The 23,847-nt window shown below is 70.1% G+C and carries 19 protein-coding genes and 3 pseudogenes; 6 read left to right on the top strand and 16 right to left on the bottom strand.

The features are described 5' to 3' along the window. Positions 1 to 271 precede the first annotated feature (271 nt). Both FRANEAN1_RS43305 and FRANEAN1_RS13295 read left to right on the top strand, forming a co-directional pair. A pseudogene (locus tag FRANEAN1_RS43305) lies at positions 272 to 409 on the top strand (alcohol dehydrogenase); the annotation flags it as partial. Between the two features lie 208 nt (positions 410 to 617). Next, positions 618 to 1,832: an acetyl-CoA C-acetyltransferase gene (locus FRANEAN1_RS13295; RefSeq protein WP_020460314.1), complete on the top strand. Its 1,215-nt coding sequence runs from the start codon at positions 618 to 620 to the stop codon at positions 1,830 to 1,832. A 65-nt stretch (positions 1,833 to 1,897) separates the two neighbouring features. Here FRANEAN1_RS13295 and FRANEAN1_RS38630 read toward each other — a convergent pair. Next, a pseudogene (locus FRANEAN1_RS38630) lies at positions 1,898 to 2,142 on the bottom strand (LLM class flavin-dependent oxidoreductase); the annotation flags it as partial. A 204-nt stretch (positions 2,143 to 2,346) separates the two neighbouring features. Here FRANEAN1_RS38630 and FRANEAN1_RS13290 point away from each other — a divergent pair. After that, positions 2,347 to 3,096, top strand: coding sequence for an enoyl-CoA hydratase-related protein (locus FRANEAN1_RS13290; RefSeq protein ID WP_020460312.1), 750 nt, complete (start codon positions 2,347 to 2,349; stop codon positions 3,094 to 3,096). A 492-nt stretch (positions 3,097 to 3,588) separates the two neighbouring features. Here FRANEAN1_RS13290 and FRANEAN1_RS13285 read toward each other — a convergent pair whose 3' ends face one another. The 5 genes from FRANEAN1_RS13285 to FRANEAN1_RS13265 form a co-directional block, all read right to left on the bottom strand. Next, positions 3,589 to 3,990: a nuclear transport factor 2 family protein gene (locus FRANEAN1_RS13285; RefSeq protein ID WP_020460310.1), complete on the bottom strand. Its 402-nt coding sequence runs from the start codon at positions 3,988 to 3,990 to the stop codon at positions 3,589 to 3,591. A 134-nt stretch (positions 3,991 to 4,124) separates the two neighbouring features. After that, the gene (locus FRANEAN1_RS13280) at positions 4,125 to 4,529 is read right to left on the bottom strand and encodes a nuclear transport factor 2 family protein (protein ID WP_020460309.1); all 405 of its coding nucleotides are present in this window, start codon (positions 4,527 to 4,529) and stop codon (positions 4,125 to 4,127) included. A gap of 1 nt (position 4,530) precedes the next feature. After that, positions 4,531 to 5,757, bottom strand: a complete 1,227-nt coding sequence (locus FRANEAN1_RS13275; RefSeq protein WP_020460308.1) for a cytochrome P450 — start codon at positions 5,755 to 5,757, stop codon at positions 4,531 to 4,533. Positions 5,758 to 5,952: 195 nt separating this feature from the next. Further along, on the bottom strand, positions 5,953 to 7,242 hold the full coding sequence (locus FRANEAN1_RS13270; RefSeq protein WP_020460307.1) for an acyl-CoA dehydrogenase family protein: 1,290 nt from the start codon (positions 7,240 to 7,242) through the stop codon (positions 5,953 to 5,955). Beyond that, positions 7,239 to 8,390, bottom strand: coding sequence for an acyl-CoA dehydrogenase family protein (locus FRANEAN1_RS13265; protein WP_020460306.1), 1,152 nt, complete (start codon positions 8,388 to 8,390; stop codon positions 7,239 to 7,241). Before FRANEAN1_RS13265 ends, FRANEAN1_RS13270 begins: the two co-directional genes overlap by 4 nt. Positions 8,391 to 8,666: 276 nt before the next feature. Between FRANEAN1_RS13265 and FRANEAN1_RS13260 the strand changes: the two genes are divergently transcribed. Further along, positions 8,667 to 9,881 (top strand): CoA transferase, encoded by a 1,215-nt coding sequence (locus tag FRANEAN1_RS13260; RefSeq protein ID WP_020460305.1) that lies wholly within the window; start codon positions 8,667 to 8,669, stop codon positions 9,879 to 9,881. A 310-nt stretch (positions 9,882 to 10,191) separates the two neighbouring features. Here FRANEAN1_RS13260 and FRANEAN1_RS13255 read toward each other — a convergent pair whose 3' ends face one another. The 5 genes and pseudogenes from FRANEAN1_RS13255 to FRANEAN1_RS13240 all read right to left on the bottom strand — a co-directional run bounded on the left by FRANEAN1_RS13255 (position 10,192) and on the right by FRANEAN1_RS13240 (position 15,802). After that, on the bottom strand, positions 10,192 to 10,989 hold the full coding sequence (locus FRANEAN1_RS13255; RefSeq protein ID WP_020460304.1) for a coniferyl-alcohol dehydrogenase: 798 nt from the start codon (positions 10,987 to 10,989) through the stop codon (positions 10,192 to 10,194). A 180-nt stretch (positions 10,990 to 11,169) separates the two neighbouring features. After that, positions 11,170 to 12,627 carry an aldehyde dehydrogenase gene (locus tag FRANEAN1_RS13250; RefSeq protein ID WP_020460303.1) on the bottom strand — a complete coding sequence of 486 codons (1,458 nt, stop codon included), beginning with the start codon at positions 12,625 to 12,627 and terminating at the stop codon, positions 11,170 to 11,172. Next, positions 12,624 to 14,237, bottom strand: a complete 1,614-nt coding sequence (locus FRANEAN1_RS13245) for an acyl-CoA synthetase (protein ID WP_049795644.1) — start codon at positions 14,235 to 14,237, stop codon at positions 12,624 to 12,626. The genes FRANEAN1_RS13250 and FRANEAN1_RS13245 overlap by 4 nt, the downstream gene beginning before the upstream one ends. A gap of 344 nt (positions 14,238 to 14,581) precedes the next feature. Beyond that, positions 14,582 to 14,740: pseudogene (locus FRANEAN1_RS43300) on the bottom strand (acyl-CoA synthetase); the annotation flags it as partial. Positions 14,741 to 14,791: 51 nt separating this feature from the next. After that, positions 14,792 to 15,802: an LLM class F420-dependent oxidoreductase gene (locus tag FRANEAN1_RS13240; protein ID WP_041254118.1), complete on the bottom strand. Its 1,011-nt coding sequence runs from the start codon at positions 15,800 to 15,802 to the stop codon at positions 14,792 to 14,794. 258 nt (positions 15,803 to 16,060) lie between these two features. On the opposite strand from FRANEAN1_RS13240, the gene FRANEAN1_RS13235 reads away from it, so the two are divergent. Both FRANEAN1_RS13235 and FRANEAN1_RS13230 read left to right on the top strand, forming a co-directional pair. After that, on the top strand, positions 16,061 to 16,828 hold the full coding sequence (locus FRANEAN1_RS13235; RefSeq protein WP_020460300.1) for an SDR family NAD(P)-dependent oxidoreductase: 768 nt from the start codon (positions 16,061 to 16,063) through the stop codon (positions 16,826 to 16,828). Between the two features lie 108 nt (positions 16,829 to 16,936). After that, positions 16,937 to 18,106: a thiolase family protein gene (locus FRANEAN1_RS13230; protein WP_020460299.1), complete on the top strand. Its 1,170-nt coding sequence runs from the start codon at positions 16,937 to 16,939 to the stop codon at positions 18,104 to 18,106. Positions 18,107 to 18,252: 146 nt separating this feature from the next. On the opposite strand, the gene FRANEAN1_RS13225 is transcribed toward FRANEAN1_RS13230, so the two are convergent. The 5 genes from FRANEAN1_RS13225 to FRANEAN1_RS13205 all read right to left on the bottom strand — a co-directional run bounded on the left by FRANEAN1_RS13225 (position 18,253) and on the right by FRANEAN1_RS13205 (position 23,827). Continuing rightward, positions 18,253 to 19,440 carry an acyl-CoA dehydrogenase family protein gene (locus FRANEAN1_RS13225; RefSeq protein ID WP_020460298.1) on the bottom strand — a complete coding sequence of 396 codons (1,188 nt, stop codon included), beginning with the start codon at positions 19,438 to 19,440 and terminating at the stop codon, positions 18,253 to 18,255. An 86-nt stretch (positions 19,441 to 19,526) separates the two neighbouring features. Next, positions 19,527 to 20,321 carry an enoyl-CoA hydratase gene (locus tag FRANEAN1_RS13220; protein ID WP_020460297.1) on the bottom strand — a complete coding sequence of 265 codons (795 nt, stop codon included), beginning with the start codon at positions 20,319 to 20,321 and terminating at the stop codon, positions 19,527 to 19,529. A gap of 154 nt (positions 20,322 to 20,475) precedes the next feature. Then, on the bottom strand, positions 20,476 to 21,654 hold the full coding sequence (locus tag FRANEAN1_RS13215; RefSeq protein ID WP_020460296.1) for an amidohydrolase family protein: 1,179 nt from the start codon (positions 21,652 to 21,654) through the stop codon (positions 20,476 to 20,478). A gap of 50 nt (positions 21,655 to 21,704) precedes the next feature. After that, positions 21,705 to 22,673: an acyl-CoA dehydrogenase family protein gene (locus FRANEAN1_RS13210; protein WP_020460295.1), complete on the bottom strand. Its 969-nt coding sequence runs from the start codon at positions 22,671 to 22,673 to the stop codon at positions 21,705 to 21,707. After that, a complete protein-coding gene (locus tag FRANEAN1_RS13205; protein WP_020460294.1) occupies positions 22,670 to 23,827 on the bottom strand; it encodes an acyl-CoA dehydrogenase family protein in 1,158 nt (385 codons plus the stop codon). Before FRANEAN1_RS13205 ends, FRANEAN1_RS13210 begins: the two co-directional genes overlap by 4 nt. Positions 23,828 to 23,847 lie beyond the last annotated feature (20 nt).

The raw sequence follows: 23,847 nt of genomic DNA, 5'->3' as shown, positions 1-23,847 counted from the left end.
CGGCCAAGACCTTCTCGACCGCGCCCGCGCCGAAGACGCCTTCCCCTGACAGACCGAAACCCCAGCGACGCCCTGACGTGCGCCTGCGCGCGCCGGTCGGACGTCACGGCTCTCTTGCGAGCTCCCAGGCCTCCTTGGTTCCGGCTCGATGTCAGGGCAGGTGTCTCCCGTCTGATGACAGGTGGCCGTGGGAATCGTCGGGGCCTCGACGGGTCGTCGGGGTGTCGACCAGGCTGTGCACCAACTCGTTGATCCGTTCGCGTATGGGCTCGGGTGCGGGGGCCATGGGTTCGTGGTGAGCCGCGCCGGGGTGAGCCCCGGGGACGCCGTCGCGGTCCTGGGAATCGGTGGCATCGGGATCAGCTCCGTGCAGGGCGCTCGCATCGCAGGGGCGCGGTTGATTTTCGCGTCGACCCGGTGGACTTCAAACGCTCGCGGCGGTCTGGCGCGCCAGACCGCCCAGAAACATCAATGTCGACATCGACATAGATACCTGTAGTACGCTCCCGACACAGCGATGGACCTGCTGGAGGCATACCCCGAAGTCCGCCTTCGCGGGTGCGACGACCGGTCATCGTGGGTCTGAGTGGGAAGACCCAGCAGGGAGAGACACAAGCATGCGGACAGCGGTCATCTGTGAACCGGTGCGCAGCGCCGTCGGGGGCTATGGCGGCGTCCTGAGATCTCTGAGTTCCCACGAGCTGGGGGCGGCGGTCGTACGGGGTCTGCTCGACAGGACTGGTCTGTCCAGCCCCGACATCGACGACGTGTTGTTCGGTTCGTGCTATCCGACCATGGAGGCGCCAGCGCTGGGACGGGTGGTTGCACTCGACGCCGGGCTCAGCGTGGGGGTCTCCGGTCTCCAGCTGGACCGGCGATGCGGTTCCGGGGTCCAGACCGTCATTACGGCCGCGATGCAGGTCCAGACAGGGGCCGCGGACGCGGTGATCGCTGGCGGCGCGGAAAGTATGAGCAACGCGGCGTTCTACTCGACGGAGATGCGCTGGGGCTCACCGGGCGGAGCAGTCGTACTGCACGATGCCCTCGCACGGGGGCGGACCACCGCCGGCGGGGCTCGCTTTCCGGTACCCGGCGGGATGATCGAGACGGCGGAGAATCTGCGCAAGGACTACGGGATCTCCCGCGCAGAGCAGGATGAGCTGGCGCTCCGCTCACATCAGCGAGCTGTCGACGCGCAGCGTTCCGGAAAGTTCACCGAGGAGATCATCCCCGTGACGGTCACGACACGGCGGGGCGATGTCGTCGTGGATGCCGACGAGCACCCCCGGGCGGACACGAGTATCGAGAAACTGGCGTCGCTGCGCCCGATCCTCGGCCGGTCCGACCCGTCGGCCACGGTGACGGCGGGTAACTCCAGCGGCCAGAACGACGGCGCCGCCGCCTGTATCGTGACGCATCCGGCGGCAGCGGAACGGCTCGGTCTTCGGCCGCTGGCCCGACTCGTCAGCTGGGCCGTCGCCGGCGTCGCCCCCAACCGGATGGGGATCGGCCCGATCCTCGCGACGGCGAAAGCGCTCGACCGCGCCGGGCTCAAGCTCGCGGACATGGACCTGATCGAGCTGAACGAGGCGTTCGCGGCGCAGGTTATCGCCTGTGGCCGGGAGTGGCGTTTCACCGGGTCGGACTGGGAACGTCTCAACGTCAATGGCTCCGGGATATCGCTGGGGCATCCGGTCGCCGCGACCGGCGGACGGATTCTGGCGACAATGCTGCGGGAGATGCACAGGCGGGATGCCCGGTATGGCCTGGAGACCCTTTGCATCGGTGGGGGCCAGGGCATATCGGCGATCTTCGAACGCATCGACGGATAATCGGGCGGCCGCGATCGGGGCAGCGGTGCCGGCCGGCCGGACCGTCAGGAAGTCCACTCGCGCAGCTACTCGATCGCTGCCACCCGTGAACGGTGGTCACCGGCAAGCGGGGTGACCTTCAGCGTCGTCGCACCGGCCTGCGCGTAGGCGGCCAGCCGCTCTTTGACGTGGCCCGCCGGGCCGACGAGCGCGGTCGCCCGCAGCAGGTCGACGGGGATCGCGGCCTCGGCCTCCTTCTTCTTCTTCCCTGTGAGTAGAGCTCCTGGACGAGCTCTGCCTCGGCGACGTAACCGTAGCGCCGGGCGAGATCCAACCGTCCACTGGACACGAAGTCGAGCCCGGCTGCCGTCATGGCCGTCAGCGTGGGTGTAGCTCGCTCGGCGCCTACTCAGCACGTTCTGTCCCGTTGCCAGAAGAGGACCGGAACGCTAGGGTGCCTGAACATCGAGTATGACGTCAACATTGGCATTCCGTCCCACGCACGACACGACCCCGGCCCAGCGAAGGAGCAGCCATGTCCGTCGACGTCGAGCGGCGCGGCCCGGTGACCGTGGTCACCATCAACCGCCCGCAGGCCGCCAACGCCCTGGACGGCCCGACCATGTCCGGGCTCGGCCACGCCTTCGAGCAGGCGGAGAAGGAAGACGACGTCCGCGCCGTCATCCTGACCGCCGCCGGTGACCGCACCTTCTGTGCCGGCATGGATCTGAAGGCCTTCCTGACAGGCAGCATCTCCGACATCTCCGGCCCCGGGATCGGCATCTTCACCAAGCGGACCTTCCCCAAGCCGATCATCGGAGCGATCAACGGCACGGCCCTCGGCGGGGGCTTCGAGCTGGCGCTGGGCTGCGACCTGCTCGTGGCCGCTGAGACCGCCAGGTTCGGCCTGCCGGAGGTCAGCCGCGGGCTGATCGCCGCGGGTGGGGGAACCCGGCTGCCGCAGCGGATCCCCCTCGCCCTGGCACTCGAGCTCGGGCTGACCGGCGCCATGGTCAGCGCGGCCAGACTGGGCGAGATGGGCCTGGTCAACCGGGTCGTACCGGCCGCGGAGGTGCTCTCCACCGCGCTCGACCTGGCCGGTCAGATCGCCGCGAACGGTCCACTCGCCGTGCGGGTCACCAAGGAGCTGATGGTCGGCGAGCTGGCCGCCGCCGACTGGGATGGCATCTCGGCGGCCGTGGCGCCGGTGTTCGGCAGTGCGGACGCCCGTGAGGGGGCGCGCGCGTTTGCCGAGAAGCGCGCACCCCGCTGGATCGGCCGCTGACCGCACGCGGGCGGCGCCCGCCGAGAGAGAAGGCGCCGACCCGATCGGCGAGGGTCATGACCTCCCGTGCCTTCTCCTCCGCCGTCCCGCGTCCTGCGGTCCGAGAGCCGCAGCTGGAGGTTCTCGTCCACGGTCAGGCTGGGCATGATCCCGCGGGACTCGGGAACCAGGACGATCCCCAGCCTGGCCCGCTGATGTGCGGGCATCCGCGTGATGTACCGCCCCCGCAACCGCCCACGGCAGGTGCCGCCGCCACTGCGGCAGGTCGTCAAGGTGATCCGGCGGCGCGCTCTCCTCGCTCGAGGTACCCGCCACCCGCCGACGACGTTCGACGCTCACGACGGCGAGCGCGACGATCAGGCCCCGGTACGGCACGGACGACCGAAGTCCGTTGACGCCCGCCACCCACTCCCCGAAGGAACCCAGGTAGTCGGCGCTGGCATAGCCCTCGACGAGGTTCCGCCCGGCGGGGCCGGCGAGATTGAACAGTCGTCAGCGAGCAGGCCGGTCGGCGAGACCGTCCGCTGTGATGAATCGGCACCTGCAGCTTCTGATCCGCCAGCCGTCAGGCGTCCGGACGAGCTCGTCCGTGTAGACGGCGCTGCGCGAGACTCCGTCCGCGCTGCTGACGAAAAGCAGGTTCCGGGACGTGCGCGCCACGTCGGCGCTGAGCATCTCGATGACCGGCGGGCCGCCCAGGTGCAGTCCACCGGGTGCCGCGGCCATCATTGCGCGCAGCCCTTCATGCCCGTCGAAGGACCGCCCGTACACCTGGTAGCTGGCGCCCTCGGTGAAGAGACCGACCCAGCCGTCCACGTCATCGAGGTCGAGGGTCAGGCAGTACCGGGCCAGCAGGTCGCCTATTGCCACCTGGTCCTCCGGAGGGGGAAGCATCAGAACTCCTCCTGCCTGCCCTCAGCCCGAGGGCGAACAACCGGGAACGGGTGTGATTCAGAGGGTCCGGCGTATGCCGCCGCCCGGCTCCAGCTCCAGCGCCAGCAGCCGGGCGAAGTGGTGCGCCGCGGCGGTCACCTGGGCTGCTCCATGCTCAGTGCCTCACGCCGGGCGATCCGCCACTCACCGTCAAGCCTGACCAGCTCGTCGTGGTACCGACCGACGATCGCCGGAACCAGGCCCTCGGCCCCCGCCCGGAGGAAGACGAAGTCCGAGACCGACCGGGCCACGTCTCCGTCCGGCCGCACGACCGTGTTGACCGTCAGGTGCTTGCCACGCTGGTCCGGTCGTCCCTGCGAACTCTGGAAGAACTCGAGGAGCGCTTGTGAACCGCGGGCGGTCCGGCCGTCGAAGCTGAAGACGCCGTCCGGCGTGAACAGCGCGACCACCCCGGCGAGGTCGCCGTCATCGCAGCGGTGGCAGTAGTGGGCGAGGGTCGCCTGCACCGCGAGCTCGTCCAGAAGCGCGGAGTCTCGCACGTCAGGCCATCGTGTAGCGGATCGGCAGCCGCTTCGGCCCCCCGACGAACAGGGCCTCCATGTACTCGGGCGTTCCGGCCAGCTCGATCGACCGCACCCGGGGGACCAGCTCCGCGTAGAGCGCCTGGCCCTCGAGGCGGGCCAGGTGGGTGCCCAGGCAGTAGTGGGCGCCGAACCCGAAGGCGACATGCCGGTTCGGGGATCGCCCGACGTCGAAGGTGTCCGGGTTCTCGAAGACGTCCTCGTCCCGGTTGGCCGACGGATAGGAGAGCAGGACCGACTCCCCCGCCGCGAGCGCGACGCCGCGCACGACCGTGTCCTCGCGGGCGGTGCGCATGAAATGCTTGACCGGGGAGACCCACCGGATCATCTCGTCGACGCCGGTCGCCACCATCCTCGGGTCGTCGACCAGGCGCTGCCACTGACCCGGGCTCTCCAACAGGGCGTGCAGACCGCCGGCGAGCGCCGCGCTGGTGGTGTCGTGCCCCGCCGTCGCGATCAGCGTGTAGTAGCCGGCCGCCTCGAGCTTGCCGATCTGCTCGCCCTGGATCGTGGCGTTGGCGATCACGGATCCCAGGTCGTCGGTGGGGTTCTCGCGGCGGTCCTGGATCAGCGCCTGGAAGTAGTTGAAGAAGTCCACCAGGGGCGCCCTCTGCGCCTGCTTGTCCTGGTCCCTGGCCAGGTCCTCGTCGTCCGCGCCGAACAGCTCCTGGGTCAGCCTGAGCATTCGGGGGAAGTCCTCCTCGGGCAGGCCGAGCAGGGAAAGGATCACGTACAGCGGGTAGTGCGACACGATGTCGGTGAAGAAGTCGCACTCGCCGCCCTGGTCGGCCATGCGGTCCACGAAGCGCTTCGCCAGCTCGGCGATGCGGTCGCGCAGCCGCCGGACACCGGCCGGCTTGAACCAGTCCGCGCTCACGTGGCGGTAGACCGGGTGGTCCGGGGCATCCATCTGGACCAGCGATCGGATCGGGATGTTCTCCCGCTCGGCGTCCTTGGGCTTGGGGCCCAGCGCGGGCCGGGGCTCGTTGATCCAGATGTCGGAGGCGCGGGAGATCGCCATGACGTCCTCGTGCTTGGTGACGGCCCAGAACGGGTGGAAGTTCGGATGCTCGATCCGGTGGATGGGTGACTCGCGCCGCAGCAGCGCGGTGGCGGTGTGGAAGCGCTCGTTGTCGGCGTACGCCCGCGGATCCGTGAAGACGGTGGCCGCTGCCTCGATGTCCATGCTGGTCCCTCCGAAGTCGTCGATCAGGCAGGACGCCGTCGCTCCCGCCCGGCCGGGCTACGCCCGACCGCCCCGCCGGTCCGAGGCCGGCCCCGCCGCCGCCCACGGCCAGACCCGGACACGACGGCAGGCAGGGCCCCGTATCGTCGGCGCACCGACATTAACATCGAGGTCGACTTTGACAATAGGCAGAGGTCAGGGACGGCGGCCCGTCCGCGGTCCGCCGGAGGAGGGTGCGGTGCGCACGTCCCGGTAGGGCACGTTCCGGTCCAGGCTCTGCTCGCGCGGCATCCCCAGGACGCGTTCACTGATGACGTTGCGGGCCATCTCCGTCGTGCCACCGCCGATCGAGGCGATCTGACGCAGCAGGAACCTCATGCCCTGACCGCCCAGCACGTCCTCGTCCTCGCCGCTGGCCACCGCGGTCGGGCCGGCCAGGTCGAAGGCGATGGTCGCCAGCTGCGCCGCCGCTACGCCGTGCATCAACCGGCCGACGGCCGCCAGATGGTCCGAGGCCTTCCCGGCTGTGATGAGGGCGTGCAGTCTCCGGTCGAGCTCCCGCATCGCGACCTTCAGCGTGTGCGCCTCCCCGACCAGCTCACGCGCCCGCGGATCACCGAGCCGACCAGCCTGCTCGGCGAGCGCCAGCAGGGCGGGGCCGGGGTCACCGGCCGGCTCTCCCCCGCCGCCGGCCGGGCGGACAGCAAGCGGTGAGGAGCTGAAGGAGCGCTCGTGGAACAGCCAGCGGGTGACCACGGTCCAGCCGTCGTCGACACCGCCGACCCGGGCGCTGTCGGCCACCCGTACGTCGGTCAGGTACTCCTGGCAGAACTCCTTGTTGCCGTCGAGCATCTCGATCCGGGAGATCTCGATCCCGGGCTCGTGGATCGGGAGCATGAACACGGTGAGCCCGCGGTGCTTGGGCACATCCCAGTTGGTGCGGGCCAGGCAGAGCCCCCAGTCCGACCACCACGCGCCGGTCGTCCAGATCTTGGAGCCGTTGATCACCCAGTCGTCACCGTCACGCACCGCGCTCGTCTTCGCTCCCGCGACGTCCGAACCCGATCCCGGCTCGGACAGGAACTGCATCCACAGCTCCTCACCCCGCAGGATCGCCGGGAGGTGCCGGAGCTTCTGCTCGCGGGTCCCGAACTCGAGGATCACCGCCGCGCAGGGCGTCATGGTCGGAACCTGCAGGCGCGACGGGTACCGGTAGCCGGCGATCTCCTCGTTGAAGGCCTCGGCGTGCGCGGGTGTCAGCCCCAGGCCGCCGTACTCCCTCGGGAAGCAGATGCCGGCGAACCCGCCATCCCACAGCAACCGCTGCAGCCGCCGTTCCTCCGCGACCTCGGCCAGCTCCTCCTCGTCCGAGCGGACGGTCAGCCGGCCAGGGGCGCCCGGCACGGTGCGCGGCATGTTCTCCGCCAGCCAGCTCCGCACACGGTTCCGGAAGTCCTCGACCGACTCGGTCTCGTCGATACTCACGCTCCGGCCTCTCCCACGCTGTTCCCGGCTTCGAGAAGGGTGGCGATCCGCAGGCGGTGTTCCCGCACGGTGCCCAGAAGCGCACTCGCGAGGACCACCCGACGGAGATACAGATGCAGGTCGTGTTCGAAGGTCACGCCGATGCCACCGTGTAGCTGGACGCAGTCCTGGCACAGCTCCGGGCCGTACTGTCCGACGTACGACTTCGCCACGCTGACCAGCTCCGCCGCCCTGTCGTCGTCGTTCTGGACGGCGACCGCGGCGGCGTCGGCCACCGCGTGACTGGTCTCCAGCCACATCTTCAGGTCGGCGAACCGATGCTTCAGCGCCTGGTAGGAGGCCAGCGGCCGGCCGAACGAGTACCGGTCCGCCGCCCAGGCGAGCGTCAGCTCGAATGCCTGGTCCATCGCTCCGACCGTCTCGGCCGTCTGAATGACAAGGGCTGTGTGCAGCTGACGTTCGACCTCGGCCGCCGCCGAGCCCGGCTCGCCCACGACAGCCGTCGCCGGAACCCGGACATCGCGGAAGCCGACCCGGGCGAACCGGCGAGAGAGGTCGACCGTCCTCAGGGGCGTGACCGTCACTCCCGAGCTCTCCGCGGGGACGAGGAGCTGCGTGAGACCGTCGCCGGTCCGAGCCGTGACCAGGAAGAACTCCGCCTGGGCTCCGTGCTCCACCGGCCTCTTCTCACCCGAGAGCACCCAGTCGGCACCCGACGCGACGGCGGTCGCGGTGACCTCACCCAGCCCGTCATGGGGCACCGGCTCGCTGAGGCACCATGCGCCGACGGCGTCACCGGCGCTGATCCGGCCCAGCACCTCCCGGCACAGCTCCCCACCGGCCCGCGACAGCGCGGCGGCGACGACGTTCGTCGCCAGCAGCGGACCGGGCGCCGCCTGGCGCCCGAACTCGTACGCGACCAGTGCCAGGTCACGCAGACCCTCACCACTGACGCTCCCGCCGCCGTGCTGCTCGGCGACCAGCAGCGAGGTCCAGCCCAGCTCGGCCCCTGTCCTCCAGTACTCCGGCTCGTACCCCGCCGGGTGGTGCCGAAGGCCGCGCAGAGCCTCGCTGGGCACGCTGTCCTGCAGGAACTTCCGGGTCGTGCCGACCAGGAGTTCCTGGTCGACGCTCAATCCCACTTTCATTCATGCCTCCGGTCGGCCGGCCCCGGCAGCGGACGATCGCGCCGAGCGTGGCATGCCGTTGCCAGCACCACAGCCTCCCGTTAGAGTGACGGAATGTCGACGTTGATGTCAACATAGACAGTCATGTCAGCCTAGGCAGCCAATGGGCAGTCAAGGCAGACATCCGAGTCGGCAGCCAGCTCCCCCACCCGCCCGGGTGCGGCCGCGTCGGTCCCGCTCCCCCGCCCCGACGGGCTCCCCCGCGGCAGCAACGACACCTACCGGCCGGAGGTCGGCATGACCGCAGTGATGAAAGGCGTCCGCATCCTCGAGGTGGCGGAACACACCTTCGTTCCAGCAGCCTCGGCGCTGCTGGCGGACTGGGGCGCCGAGGTCTTCAAGATCGAACACATCGAACGCGGCGACGCGATGCGGGGACTCGCCTCGACCGGCACCAGCCCGGTCTCAGGCTCGGTCCACGTGCTTCTCGAGCACTCCAACCGGCACAAGAAGAGCCTGGCCCTCGACCTCACGACCGAGGAAGGCCTGGACATCCTCTACCAGCTGGCCGCGACCTGCGACATCTTCCTGACTAACAAGCTGCCCCACGTACGGTCGAAACTGAAGATCGACGTGGAGCACATCCGCGCCCAAAATCCGAACATCATCTACGCCCGTGGGACGGGCCAGGGCGAGCGCGGTCCGGACGCCGACCGCGGGTCGTACGACTTCCTCGCCTTCTGGGCTCGCGCCGGCATAGCCGCCGCCCTGACGAACGCGGACGACGAGAAGATCCGCTTCCCGCCGGCGCCCGGGTTCGGCGACTCGATCGGAGCGATGACGATCGCCGGCGGTCTGATGGGCGCGCTGTTCCACCGGGAACGTACCGGCGAGGCCACCGTCGTGGACGTGTCGCTGCTGGGAGTGGGCCTGTGGTCGATGGGCCAGGGAATCGCGCTCTCGCTCCAGCTGGACCGAGCCTGGGCACAGCCACCAACCGGCCGCTCCGGCAACCCGCTGGTGGGGACCTACCAGACCGGCGACGGGCGGACCCTGGTCTTTTCCTGCCTGCAGGTCACCAGGTACTGGCCGGAGCTCTGCCGAATTGTGGGGCGCCCCGAGCTGGTCACCGACCCCCGCTTCGCCGACCACGGGGCGATCAGTGCGAACGCCGGGGCGGCCGCCGACATTCTGAGCCAGGTCTTCGCCCAGAACACGCTCGCCGAATGGCGCCGGAAGCTGAGCGGTTTCAGTGGCCAGTGGGCGGTCTCCCAGACCACCCTGGAGGCCGCGGCGGACCCCCAGTCCACCGACAACGGCTACCTCCAGGATGTGCAGAACGCCGACGGCAGTGCCTTCCAGCTGGTGGCGGCTCCGGTCCAGTACGACGAGCGGCCCGCGGTCGCCGGCCGCGCCCCCGAGCTGAACGAGCACGGAGACGAGATCCTCCAGGGCCTGGGCCTCGACTGGGAGGCGATCCTGGACCTGAAGATCAAGGGCATCGTCGCGTAGGTCTCCGCTCTCCCCGCGTGGCCGGCCTTCCTCGCGTCACACCGCGCGGAAGGCCGGCCACAGTCACCGACCACCGGGTTGCCCTCTCCCTCATGCGTCTGTTCGCCGGATTCGCTGCGATGGCGCGCCGCCTCTGGCCGCGCCCGGCTGTCGGCAACGGGTGGTGCGCGCTCCGGCCGGGACGCGCGCTTCGGCCGAGCCGTCCAGTCGAGCGAGATCCGCATGCTCGAGCATGATCCACACGTGCTCGCCGAACACGTCCCTCGGGTGCTCCCGGAAGTAGCCCGGGTTCCGGTTGCAGGCCTCGGCACTAGTCGGTCTGGCCTGTCGCGAGAGCCGCCTGCAGGCCCGCATCCACCGGGAGGTTCACTCCGTTGAGGTAGCCGGCGGCGTCCGAGCCGAGAAACGCGAGGATCTGCGCGACCTCGCGAGGCGTGGCCGGCCGTCCGATGCCCTGGCGGACCGACCAGTCGATGATCTCGTCGGTCATCGTCAACCGGAAGTCCCCCAGCAGCGGCGTGCTCGTGGCACCAGGACAGGCACTGTTGATCCTGGTCCCCGCCCGGCTGGCCACGCGGGCAGCATGGAGCGTGTAGAGCTGGGTGCATTCCTTGGACAATGCGTACGGGTCGCTGGCGCGCTCGGGGTGTGCGTCCAGCCAGGTGAGCGCTTCGTCCCAGTCGTCGATCGTCATCAGCTTGCCCAGCTCGTCCTGGTGCGCCTGCCAGCCGATCCCCGCCATCGACGAGGTGATGACGACGGCCCCACCGGCCGGCATCCGTCCCGCGAGCTGCTCTGACAGCCGCCGGACCGCCAAATAGTTGACGCTGAAAACCACCCGTGCGGGCTGCGTGCCGGCGACGCCGGCGTTGTTGAACAGGACGTCCACCGGACCTCTGACCGCCGCCGCGGCGGCGTCGACGCCTGCCCGGGAGGACAGGTCGGCCTCCACGAAGTGGTCCACCCGAGCGGTGGGCGGCTGCCGGTCGATCACTGTGAGGTGCGGCGTGCCGAGCTCGCCGAGAAGGTCGAGCAGAGCGGCGCCGATGCCGGAGGCACCGCCAGTGACGACGACCCGCTTGTCCTGGTAGCTGAACGGATTTCCCACGAGATCTCCATCGTGACAGGGGTGGTGACGGCGCCGTCGGGTCCCGGTCTGGCGCGCGGTGGCGGTCAGGCCGACAGCAGGTCGAGGACTCCCAGCTCGCGGATCGCGGCGCACACGTTCGCGGCCATGGACAGGAACATCCGGTCGGAGCTGTCCGTGCGCGCGTGGTCCGTGGTCACCTCACACCCCGGGCACGATGGCGCCGGCGGGAAGGTTGACCGTCTGGTAGTCGAGGTAGGCCGCGAGGGCCTCCGGCCCGAGCTCCCGACCGAGCCCGGAGTCCTTGAATCCACCGAACGGCGCGACGTTGTCCAGCATGAACATGTTGACGCCGAGGACACCGACGTCGATCCGGTCGGCCAGGGCATAGCCCGCCGCCACGTCGGCGGTCCAGATCGACCCGCCCAGCCCGAACCGGGTTCCGTTGGCGATGTCTACCGCATCGTCCACCGTGTCGTAGGGGATGACGGTCAGCACCGGGCCGAAGATCTCCTCCTGGGCGATCCGCATCGCCGGGTCGACGTCGGTGAAGACCGTGGGCTCGACGAAGAAGCCGCGCGGGTGGTCCGCCGGCCGGCCGCCACCGAGGACCAGCCTGGCACCCTCGCTCCGGCCGATCCGGATGTACTCCTCGACCCGGTCGCGCTGCCGGGCGTTGGCCAGCGGGCCGAGCTCGGTCGCCTCGTCCAGGGGATCACCGACCTTCAGCGCGCCGACCTGCGCGAGTAGTCCCTCCACCAGCTCGGCGTACCGCGCACGGGGGGCCAGGATCCGGGTCTGCGCGACGCAGGCCTGCCCGTTGAGCATGAATCCGTACTGGAGGATCCCGGGCAGCGCCGCGTTCAGGTCGGCGTCGGGGAGCACTATCGCCGCGCCCTTCCCGCCGAGTTCCAGACTCACCCGGCGCAGCCGCTCGCCGCACAGTGCCGCGATGCGCCGGCCGGCCGCGGTGCTGCCGGTGAACGAGATCTTGTCGACGCCCGGGTGGGTGACCAGGTACTCGCTGACGTCACGGTCGGCGGGGACGACGTTGAGCACACCGGGCGGCAGGTCGGCCTCGGCGGCGGCCTCGGCGAGCAGTTGCAGGGACAGCGGTGCGTCCGGCGACGGCTTGAGCACGACGGTGCAGCCAGCGAGGAGCGCGGGGCCGAGCTTGAGCACGCTCAGGTACAGCGGCACGTTCCAGGCGACGATCGCGCCGACCACCCCGACCGGCCGCCGCCGCACGACAGCCGGCCCGAGCATGCCGGGCCTGGTGTCGGTGAGGGCGAGCCCGGCTCCCAGGCCCGCGTAGTAGTCCAGCGTCATCGTCGCGATCAACACCTGCGCCATGCGGGCGGCCGCGACGGGGGTGCCGTTCTCCTGACTGATCGTCACGGCGAGATCCTCGGATCTCGCCTGCAGCACCTTCGACAGCCGTCCCAGGGCGGCACCGCGCTCAGCCGGGTCCAGCCGCGGCCACGGACCGGAGTCGAACGCCGCCCGGGCCGCGGCGACCGCCCGGTCGATGTCCTGGAGCTGCCCTGCGGGAACCGTCCCGATGATCTCTTCGGTGGCCGCGGACACCACCTCGAACAGGTCGGTGCTGGCAGGGGTGGTCCAGCGCCCGTCGATGTAGAGCTCGTTGTGCCCGCTCACCGCACTCCTCCTGAAAGGCCCGCCGACGACGCCGTGGGCTGGGTCTGCGGATCGGCCGGCGGGTGGGCCGCCAGGCGATCCAGGTACTCCTGCCGGAGCGGAAGCTTGTAGAGCTTGCCGGTGGGCAGGCGCGGGAGCTCCGCCTGGAAGTCGACCACCCGGGGAACCTTCGGCCCGGCGAGGTGCTGCCTGACGTGGTTCCGCAGCGTCTCGGCCAGCTCCGTCGTCGACCGGACGCCCTCTGCCGGCTGCACGACCGCGTGTACGTACTCGCCCATCTCCGGGTCGGGCAGGCCGAACACCGCCGCGTCGGCCACGTCCGGATGCACGGCGAGGCAGGCCTCGATCTCGGCCGGGTAGATGTTCACCCCGCCCGAGATGATCGTGAACGCGCTTCGGTCGGTGAGATACAGGTATCCGTCGTCGTCCACGTAGCCCAGATCGCCGAGCGACAGCCAGTTGTCGTGCTTGGGGTGACGCGCCGACCGGGTCTTCTCCGGATCGTTGTGGTACTCGAAGACGGTGCCCTCCCGCTCGAAGTAGATCGAGCCCGTCTCACCGGGGGGCAGCTCGGCGCCGTCCGGCCCGCAGACGTGGATCGTGCCCAGGGTCGGCCGGCCGACGGAGCCGGGATGCTCGAGCCACTCGGCCGACGAGATGACCGTCATGCCGGCGCCCTCGGTTCCCGAGTAGTACTCGGTCACGATCGGGCCGAGCCACTCGATGATCTCCCGTTTCACCGGGGCCGGGCACGGAGCGCCCGCGTGGACGACCCGCTGGAGGCTCGACAGGTCGTAGCCCTTGCGGACCTCGGCCGGGAGCTTCAGCAGCCGGACGAACATCGTCGGGACCGCCTGGAGATGGGTGATGCGCTCCCGCTCGATCAGCTCGAGCATCTCCCTCGCGTCGAACTTCTCCATGACCACCACGGTGGCGCCCAGCTCGTGTGCTCCCCGCGCCCAGCCGAGCGGAGCGGCGTGGTAGAGGGGCGCCGGGCAGAGATACACCGACTGCTGGTCCATGCCGCCGAGCCGCTGGCACATCAGCGCGCCGCTCGCCGCGGCAGGTTCCCCGACCTCGAGGCTGCGCAGCGGCCGCTTGATCCCCTTGGGGCGTCCGGTCGTGCCCGAGGAGTAGAGCATGAGCTCGCCGCACGGCTGCCGAGCCAGGGGCTCGGCCGGGAACGACGCGATCGCCTCCTCATAGGACTCGAATCCCTCGACTGCGCCGTCCGCCATCAGGCGGATCCCACATCCTGCGATGTCCGCCACCGCGGCGCCGGCGGTGTCCGCAAGCTTCGCGGTCGCCACGAGAACCGACGCCTGCGAGTCGCGAAGGATGTACGCGATCTCGGCCGCGGTGGCGTAGCGGTTGATCGCCGTCAGGTACAGGCCCGAGCGCACCGCCGCCCACAGCACCTCCAGGAAGCGGGGATGGTTCTCCGCCAGCAGGGCGACGACGTCGCCGGCGCGCAGCCCCCGGGCGTGGAGGAGGCGCGCCAGCCGGGCGGAACGCCTGTCCAGCTCGCCGTAGGTGACGATCTCCCGGCTGCGGGCCATGACGACCGCAGGCCGGTCCGGCGCGGACGCCGCATAGGTGCCGGGATACATGTGCCCTCCAGCCTCAGAACCGCGCATGGGGTCACCTGCCGCCATGGACGTGGCCAGCTCGGAATGGGATCTTGGACTTTGAGTTGCGGGAGGGCTCTCGCCGGCGGACCCCGCGCCCGCACGGTCACTCCCCGGCGGCCGGAGGCGCGCTGGGCCTGATGGCGAGCTCCACCACTGTGCGGCGAGCGTAAACCATGTCGACATCGATGTCGACATCGACAGTGATCGCGGGCTATCGTCGGGCCGGTCCGACCGACCCGCCGCCGATCCCGGCCCGGACGCCGCCACCGCCGTCGGGCGGACGGCGTCGCGGCGCACCTGTCACGGAAGGTACCCCTGTCCCGGACAGTGCAGCCGAACCGACGGGTAAACGCACGGATGTTCCGGAGGGACGCCTCGTTGCCGATCGCGAGCCGCAACGGACTCTCGGCGTCGTCAGAACGCTCAGGCGTGGCGGGAACGTAGTTGAGGACCTTGCCGGTGTAGGTGACCATCGTGGCGCCGGTCGGCTGCTGTGCCCATGTCGACGTGGAGATCGGGTACGGAGGCGACCGTCACCACAGGCTGGCGATGGGCTCCACCATGGCCAGGTCCGTCGGCTCCACGATCAGGGTGGTGATCGGCCCGTCCCGCCACACCGCGAGCTGGTCGGCGATCCGGGCGGGCGGACCCACGAGCGCCAGATCGTCGACGAGCTCGTCGGGAACGGCGGCGCAGGCCGCCGCGCGGTCCCCACCCAGGTAGAGGTCCTGGATGCGGCTGGCCTCGTCGGCGTACCCGTAGCGGGAGACCAGCAAGGCGTAGAAGTTCTTCGACCTGGAGCCCATGCCCCCGATGTGCAGCGCGATACGGGGGCGCACCTGGTTACGGCAGGCGTCGAGGTCGTCGCCGACGCAGGCGAGGACCGTGGGTGCCACCTGGAATCCCTCGGGTGCCTTCTCGAGGGTCTCCCCCCAGGCCTTGCTCCAGCGCGCCGGGCTCCACAGGTACGGGAGCAGGCCGTCGGCCTCCTCCACCGCCATGGCGACGTTCTTCGGCCCTAGGGCGGCGATGAGGATGGGAGTGTCCGCAGCCCCCGGCAGGGTGGAGCGCAACGGACGCCCCTGCCCGGTGGAGTCCGGGCCGGTGTAGGGAACCGTGAAGATCGCACCGGAGAACTCGAGCCGCTCGGTCGCGGCCAGTGCCTTGCGCAACACGGCCAGGTACTCGCGCGTCATCCGCACCGGAGGGCGGTAGGGCACGCCGTGCCACCCCTCGACGACCTGTGGCCCCGACGCGCCGAGCCCGAGCAGGACGCGCCCCTGGGACAGCTGCTGCAGCGTCAGCACCGTCATCGCCGTCGTCGCCGGGGTCCGCGCCGGCATCTGCGCGATGGCGGTGCCGAGCCTGAGGCGACTGGTGAGCGCGGCGATGTAGGCCAGCGGCGTGAACGCGTCGCTCCCCCACGCCTCGCTCGTCCACACGGAGTCGTATCCCGACCGTTCGGCTCGCCGCGCGACATCGGCGAGCGACGCCGCGTCCCCACGGATTCCGGCAAGGCTGAGCCCGAGCGCAACATTCGACACTGACACGCGCGGACCATAGCCCGTTTGCAACTTCGATGTCAATTTCGAGTTTCGGGCCGCCAGGCCCACCCCCGCGCCGGCCGCACCCCGTCAAACCAGCACTCCCCACAGCGGAAACGGTCCGATTGTCCCGGTGACCCGAGGCCGCTATCGTCACGAATGTCAATCTCGACGTCGACATCGTCGATGTTCAACATCGTCAATGGTCGACACCCGTCACCAGTCGATGTGCCCACCCGGCAGGAGGACCAGGACACTGTGGATCTGATAGGGCGTTCGGCGATCGTCACCGGCGGCGCCGGCGGGCTGGGTGCCGCGTGCGTCCACCGTCTGACGGAGGTCGGTGTGAAGACCGTGGTCTTCGACCTCCACGAGGGCCGCACGAAGGAACTCGCCGACAAGATCGGCTCCACCGCCGCGGCGGTGAGTGGGGACGTCAACGACGACGAGGCCGTGCAGGCCGCCGTCGACGCGGCACAGGCCCTGGGCACGCTGTCAGTCGTGGTGAACGTCGCCGGGGGTGGCGCGGCCAGGCGGACCGTCGCCCGCGACGGCACGCCGCACGACAAGGCGACCTTCGTCAGGGTCATGGAGATGAACGCCATCGGCACGTTCAACGTGACCCGACTCGCGGCGGCGGCGATGACTCGTAACAAACCGACCGAGGACGGGGAGCGCGGCGTCGTGGTGAACACCGCGTCCATCGCCGGGCTCGAAGGCCAGGCCGGCCAGCTGGCCTACGGTGCGGCCAAGGCCGCCATCCTCGGCATGACGCTGCCGATGGCACGTGACCTCGCCCCGGCCGGCATCCGCGTCTGTGCGATCGCACCGGGGACCATGGGTACGCCGCTGATGCTCTCGGCTCCGGACGCGCTGAAGAACCGCCTGGTGGAGACGATCCAGTTTCCCAAGCGGATGGGCAGACCGGAGGAGTTCGCCCTGCTGGTGGAGTCCATCGTGCGCAATCCCTACCTCAACGGCGAGAACATCCGCCTGGACGGAGCACTGCGCTTCCCGCCGAAGTAGGGGTGCCGGCCCATCACCCCGGCCCAGGTCAGCGAGCCCTACAACACCGTTCACCCAAAGTCAGACCCGCGCCGCGCCAGCGGCGCGGCCGACTCCCGGAGAGTCCTCGTGACCGAAGCAGTCATCGTCTCGACGGCCCGCACGGCCATCGGCAGAGCCCGCAAGGGCACGCTCGTCGGCCTGGACGCGTTCGAACTCGCCGAGGCGATCGTCCCGGCCGCGCTGGAACGCAGCGGCATACCTGCGCAGGACGTCGACGACCTCGTCATCGCCGAGTCCTTCCAGGGCGGCGGGGTGATCGCCCGGAACATCGCCGTCCGCCTCGGTCTGCTCGACGTCTCCGGACTCGCCACGAACCGGCACTGCGCCGGCGGCCTGTCCGCGGTCGCGATCGCCGCCGCTGGCATCCGCGCCGACATGGACCGGGTCGTCGTCGCGGGCGGCACCGAGAGCCTGACCAACGCCGCCCGCTCGTCCAGACGGGACGCAGCCGGCGAGTACCAGGCCTGGATGTCGCCGGCCCACCCGGAGACTCCGGAGGCACCGACTTTCGACATGTCCATCACCGTCGGCGAGAACACCGCGCGGGAGATGGGCCTCACCCGCCGCGACGTCGACGAGTGGACGGTCTACAGCCAGGAACGCGCGCTGGCCTCCATCGACTCCGGGGCGTTCACCGACGAGATCATCCCCCTCGACGTCACCCGGCCCGACGGCACGACGGTCCGGTTCGACACCGACGAGCACCCGCGCCGCGGCACCACCCTCGAGCGCCTCGCCGGGCTGCCACTGCTGCATCCCGAGATCCCCAACGCGACCGTGACGGCGGCGAACTCCGCCGGGCTCAACGACGCCGCCGCGGCCGTGACCCTCACCAGCGACGAGTACGCGGCCGCCCACGGACTCACGCCGCTGGCCCGGGTCCGTGCGTGGGCGACCGCCGGCATCGAGCCCGCGCTGACCGGGCTGGCACCCACCCTCGCGATTCCCAAGGCGCTCGACCGGGCCGGTCTCACCCTCGGCGACATCGACCTGTTCGAGATCAACGAGGCGTTCTGCTCGGTGCCCGTGGCCGCCATCCGCAAGCTCGGCATCAGACCCGAGATCGTCAATGTGAACGGCAGCGGGGCGAGCCTCGGCCACCCGATCTCCGCCACCGGCACCCGGATGATCATCACCATGGTCGGCGAGCTGCGGCGCCGCGGCGCGACCCTCGGCTGCGTCTCGATGTGCGCCGGCGGCGGCATGGGCGCCGCGATGATCATAGAGATCGGCTAGTGCCTCGGCACTAGAACCGCAGCGCCCGTGACCCCGCTCGTGGGGACCTGGCCCCGCCCGGTCCCCACGAGGACACCGGGCGGGCCTGGTTGTCAGCCGGCCGTAGCCCCCGCCGCGCCGCTGGTGCGGTACGCCGCCCCGCACAGTCACACCTGGGCGCGGTTCCCGCCCTGGTTCTTCCCGCCGTCCGCCGCGCGCAGCAGCTGGCGGGCGATGACGAGCTGCTGGATCTGGCTGGTCCCCTCGTAGATCCGGAACAGGCGCACATCCCGGTAGAACCGCTCGACCGGAACCCCGCGCATGTAGCCCGCGCCGCCGTGGATCTGGACGGCACGGTCCGCGATGCGGCCGACGGCCTCCGACGCGAAGTACTTCGCGCAGGACGGACCGATTCTGGTGTCGCTGCCGTCGTCGAACGCCGCGGCCGTCTCCTTCACCAGGGCCCGGGCCGCGTACAGATCGGTGGCCGAGTCCGCCAGCAGCCCCTGAATGAGCTGGTAGGTACCGATGGTCCGGCCGCCCTGCGACCGGGTGGCGGCATAGGCGACCGACTCGTCCAGCAGCCGTTGCGCGAGGCCGACGCACAGCGCGGCGATGTGGATGCGTCCGTGCGCCAGGCAGCGCATCGCGGTGTTGTAGCCACGCCCCTCGCCGGCAGTACCGCCGACCAGGGTCTGCGGGTCGACGCGGACGTCGTCGAAGTAGACGTCCGCCGTCAGTGAACCCGCCTGGCCCATCTTCGCGTCCTTGGGGGCCACGCGTACGCCCGGCGTGTCGCGCTCCACCATGAAGACACTGATGCCGTCGCCGCCGGTGGCCGCCGGGTCGGTTCGGGCGAAGACCATGAAGACGTCGGCGATCGGAGCGTTGGTGATGTACCGCTTGGACCCGTTGATGATCCAGTCGTCGCCCTTGCGGACCGCCGAGGTGGCCAGCCCGGCCGGGTCGGAACCCGCGCCTTCCTCCGTGAGTGCGAAGGACGCCGTCCACTCACCCGAAGCGATCTTGGGGAGGTACGTCTCCTTCTGTTCCGCACTGGCGCCTTCCAGGAGGACGTGCCCGGCGATGCCGTTGTTGGTCCCGAACATCGACCGGAACGACGGCGTCGTGTATCCGAGCTCGCCGACGAGGCGGACCTCCTCGCTCATCGACAGGCCCAGGCCGCCGTACGTCTCCGGGATGGCGAAGCCGAACAGTCCCATCCGCGCGGCCTCGACCCTCAGGCCGTTCGGTATGGCGTCCTTCTCCTCGATCTCCGTCTCGGCGGGCACCACCCGTTCCCGCACGAAAGCACGGACAGCCGCGAGCACCTCGACGAAGTCGCTCTCCCGCATGTTCGCGATCCTTCCTTACCCGCCACGTACCCGCCGCGACGATAGTCGATATCGAGCTCGATGTCGATATTTACGGCAGTCGCCTGCTAGAGCAGCTCCGTCTTGACCTTCGCCTTCATCTGGTCCAGGTCCACCAGGATCGGGAGACCGCTGACGCTGAGCGCGTTGCCATGCCCGGTCTGGTGGACGTCGAACACCGACTGGATCGCCGCGTAGAAACCCTGCACGTCCAGGGTCTGGTTCACCGCACGCTTGGCCTGGCGCAGCCCGAAGGCCGGCATCGCGGCGATCTGCTCGGCGAGCGCCCGCGTCGTGGCCTCCAGCTCCTCGCGCGGCACCACCCTGTTCACCATGCCGACCCGTTCCGCCTCCGCCGCGGTCAGCGGACGGCCGGTGAACAGGATCTCCTTGGCCTTGCGCGGCCCCAGCTCCCAGGTGTGCCCGTGGTACTCGACACCACCGATCCCCATCGCCACCACCGGGTCGGAGAACAGCGCGTCCTCGGCGGCGATGATCAGATCGCACGGCCAGCACAGCAGCAGCCCGCCGGCGATGCAACGGCCCTGCACCGCCGCGATCGACGGCTTCGGTATGTTCCGCCAGCGCAACGAGTACTCCAGATAGCGCCTCGCCTCGAACCGGTAGATCGTCTCGAGAGTCGGCTTGGCGTGCTTCGCCCCGGAACCCTTCAGGTCATGCCCGGCGGAGAAGTGCCGGCCGGCACCGCGCAGGACGACGACGGCCACTGCGTCGTCCGCCGCCGCTCGCGTCCAGGCTGCGTCGAGTTCGTCGAGCAGCTCCATGCTCTGGGCGTTGGCGGCCTCGGGCCGGTTCAGAGTGATGGTCGCGACCCTGCCGGCGACCTCGTAGAGAACATTCACGGCGACTCCTCAGTCGGCAGAGGGATGCGGGGACGCGAGGTCGGAGACGGTGCCGGTCCGGGCCCTGGTGTATCGGGCCCGGCAGGTGGCCCTCGACCGCCCCGGCCGGGCCGGGGCGGTCGAGGGTGACGTCACCGATCCGCCGCGGAGCCGGTCACACCGGGATCAGCCTGGCCAGGTTGCCGCCCATGATCAGGGCCTTCTCCTCCTCGGAGAGGTTCTTGAGCTCATCGACGAAGCTCGCCGGGTCACCCAGGCCCTCGGGGTGCGGGAAGTCCGAGCCGAACAGCACCCGCTCGATGCCGAGCAGCTCGGCGAGGTCAGCCATGTTCTCTTCCCAGAACGGGCTGATGTGCACATTGCGCCGCAGCACCGACACCGGCTCCTCGGCGAACTGCTGCGGGTGCTTCTTGTAGACGTCCTTCAGGGTCTTGATCAGCGGGGCGACCCAGGACGCGCCGTTCTCGACGACGGCGACCTTCAGGGTGGGGAACCGGGACAGCGCGCCGTGGCAGATCAGGGCGGCCACCGAGTCCTCGATCGGCCGCCACTGGCCGATCATCCGGAAGATGTCCGGCTGGAACGGCAGGAACTCCCGCTTGTTGCTCGCCCAGTCGTCGGTGTACCGGCTGTAACCACTGTCGGAGGAGTGCAGCGCAACCAGGACGTCGTGCTCGACGACCTTCTCCCAGAACGGGTCGAACTCCGGCAGGCCGAACGACCGCGAGCCGCTGAACCCGGGAACCGGCGCCGGACGGATCAGAACCGCCCGCGCCCCGCGCTCCACGACCCACTCCAGCTCCTCGATCGCCTTCTCCACGATCGGCAGCGTGATCACCGGCGTGGTGAAGATCCGGTTCTCGTAGTTGAACTGCCACGTCTCGTACAGCCACTCGTTGAGCGCGTGGATGACCACATGGGTCAGCTCCGGGTCGTCGCTCATCCGTTCCTCGAGCAGGCTCGCCAGCGTCGGGAACATCAGCGACCGCTCGATGCCCTGCTCGTCCATGAGCTCCAGGCGCGACTTCGGCTCACGGAAGGCCGCGATCGACCGCATCGGCTTCCCGATGATCTCCCGGTAGGTCTTGCCCTCCGGGTTGCCGACGCGGAAGTACTCCTCCTGGGCGCCCGGCCGGGCGACGACCTCGAAGGTCGGATTGGGGATGTACTCGCTGATGTGACCCCGGACAGCGATCTTGGTCCGGCCGTCCACCTCGACGTACCGGATCGCGCCCTTGAACTCCTCGGGCAGGTACTTGGTGAACGCGTCCTGAGTCTCGTACAGGTGATTGTCCGCGTCGAAGATCGGGTAGGGCGACGGGTTGGACGACATCGAGATCCTCCTCTGGTGATCGGACGTGCAAGGGCATCGGGGCTGTGCGGTCATGGCGGCAACAACACCTCGGCGCGCACGGCCGGGTCGGTGTGGCTCCCGCGGATCCAGGTCCCCAGCGAGTGGGTCAGCTCGGTGGACGTCCCCAGCAGGGAGTCGAGCGCGAGAACCCGGCTGTGGAAGTGGTGGTGGCTGTGTTCCCGGGTGAAGCCGATGGCACCGAGCACCTGCAGCGTCCGCTCGCAGATCCGGCGCCCGTTGCGCCCCGCCAGGGCCTTGACGACCTCGTCGTGGCGGGGCGGCGTCGCCTCGTCGAGGCGAACCGCGGTCGCCGCGACGCTCTCCAACGCGACACAGTCGGTCTGCGCCCAGGCCAACAGGTGGCGGACCGCCTGGAACGAGCCGATGGGCCGGCTGAACTGCTCTCGAGTGGTGCCGTGCGCCACCGCGAGCGTCAGCGCGCCCTCGGCCGCTCCCAGGATCTCCAGGGCTAGGGCGAGGCGGCCGAGGTACCGGCCACGGGCGCGGGCGGGCTCGGCCTGTCGCTCCTCGACCGTGGACGACCAGGCGGAGAGGTCCGTCCGCACCTCGTGCACGGCGAGCCGACCCGCGACCGCGACGGGCTGGAGCTCGACCTCGTGCCTGCCGACGACGGCTGCCCCGTGGCCCGGGCGGTCGATCAGCAGGGCCGCCCCGGCGACGTCTCCGACGACCACCAACCGCTCACCCCGACGGGCTGACCGGCGGCTGATCGTCGCGACGAGTGATCCGGGGGAAAGCCCGGTCGCCGCGAGGAAGGGCTGTGCCATCAGGGCTCCCAACGCGGCCGAGCTGGCCAGTTCCAGGCCCTGGGCACGGAACAGCGCCAACGCGGCGGCACGAGCGTCACGATCGGCGAGCTCGGGAAGCAGGTCCCACCACCCCAGCGAAGCGAGCGGGTCGGCGCTGCCGGAGGCGCACAGCGCGCGGCGTGCCGCATCGAGGAACTCCCGGTCGTCCTGCTCCGCAACCGGCGTCACGGCAGACGCAGGATCTGCTTGGCGATGGTGTCGAGCTGCATCTGCTGGGAGCCTCCGTAGACGGTGACGATGCGGGAGAACAGGTAGTCCTGTCGGCACACCGCCGCGTGGTCGTCCTGTATCCCGACGGCGAGGTCCGGATCACTCGCGAGCACCCAGTCGTTGACCGCCTGCTCGCTGGCTGCCAGCAGCAGCTTCACGAACGCGGCCCTGGGGCCGAGCGTGGTGCCGGCAGCGTGGGCCCGCAACGCCGCGTGGCTGCTGGCCCGGACCGCGGCCAGGTCGAGCAGAGCGTGCCCGAGAAGGGCGTCGCCGGCCGGCGAGCCGTGCGCGATGTTGTCGAACATCTGGCGGTACAGAAAACTGTGCCGGAACCACGCGAACGTCCCACGCTCGTGGGCGAGGATGTGCATCGCGACCCGCCAGCCGCCGTTCAGCTCGCCCACGATCCGTTCAGGCCCGACGGGGACCTCGTCGAAGGTGACCTCGGCCAGCTCGTCGGTGCCGTTCGCCTGCTCGATCGGCCTGACCTCGACCCCGGGGGCGCGCAGGTCGACGGCGAAGGCGGTCAGGCCGCGGTGGCGAGACTCCAGGGTCCCGGTCCGGGCGAGGACCAGACACCAGGTGGCGTAGGACGCCCAGCTCGTCCAGATCTTCCGGCCGGTGATGACGTGGACGCCGTCAGCCGCGACGGCGCGGGTGCGGGCGCTGGCGAGATCGGAACCCGCATCGGGCTCGGAGAACCCCTGCGACCAACGCTGCTCGCCGCGGAGAAAGCGCGGCAGCACCTGTGCTATGAAGTCCGGGCGGCCCATGGCCACAAGAGTCGGCGCCAGGATCTCCAGGTGCTCGAACAGAGCCATCGCGGGCAGGCCGTGACGTGCGAGAGCCTCCCACATCGCGGCCCGGTGCAGGATGTCACCGCCGAAACCACCGGCCTCCTCGGGCCACCCGTACCGGGCCCACCCCTCGTCGAAGAGGACGCGCATCAGTTCGGACGTCACGGCAACCCGCTTCTCGTACGAGGCGATGGGGCGAGCAGCGGCGTCGAGCGTGGGTGGCCGGGAGGTCAGCCACGCCTCGAACTCCTTCGCGTATGCGCACGCATCGTCACGAAGAGGATCCCGTTCGCTGCTGGCAGTTATATGCAACATTGACGTCAATATAGGAACAT

Source organism: Parafrankia sp. EAN1pec (assembly GCF_000018005.1).
Taxonomy (GTDB): domain Bacteria; phylum Actinomycetota; class Actinomycetes; order Frankiales; family Frankiaceae; genus Parafrankia; species Parafrankia soli.
This window is presented reverse-complemented; position numbering and strand designations above follow the sequence as displayed.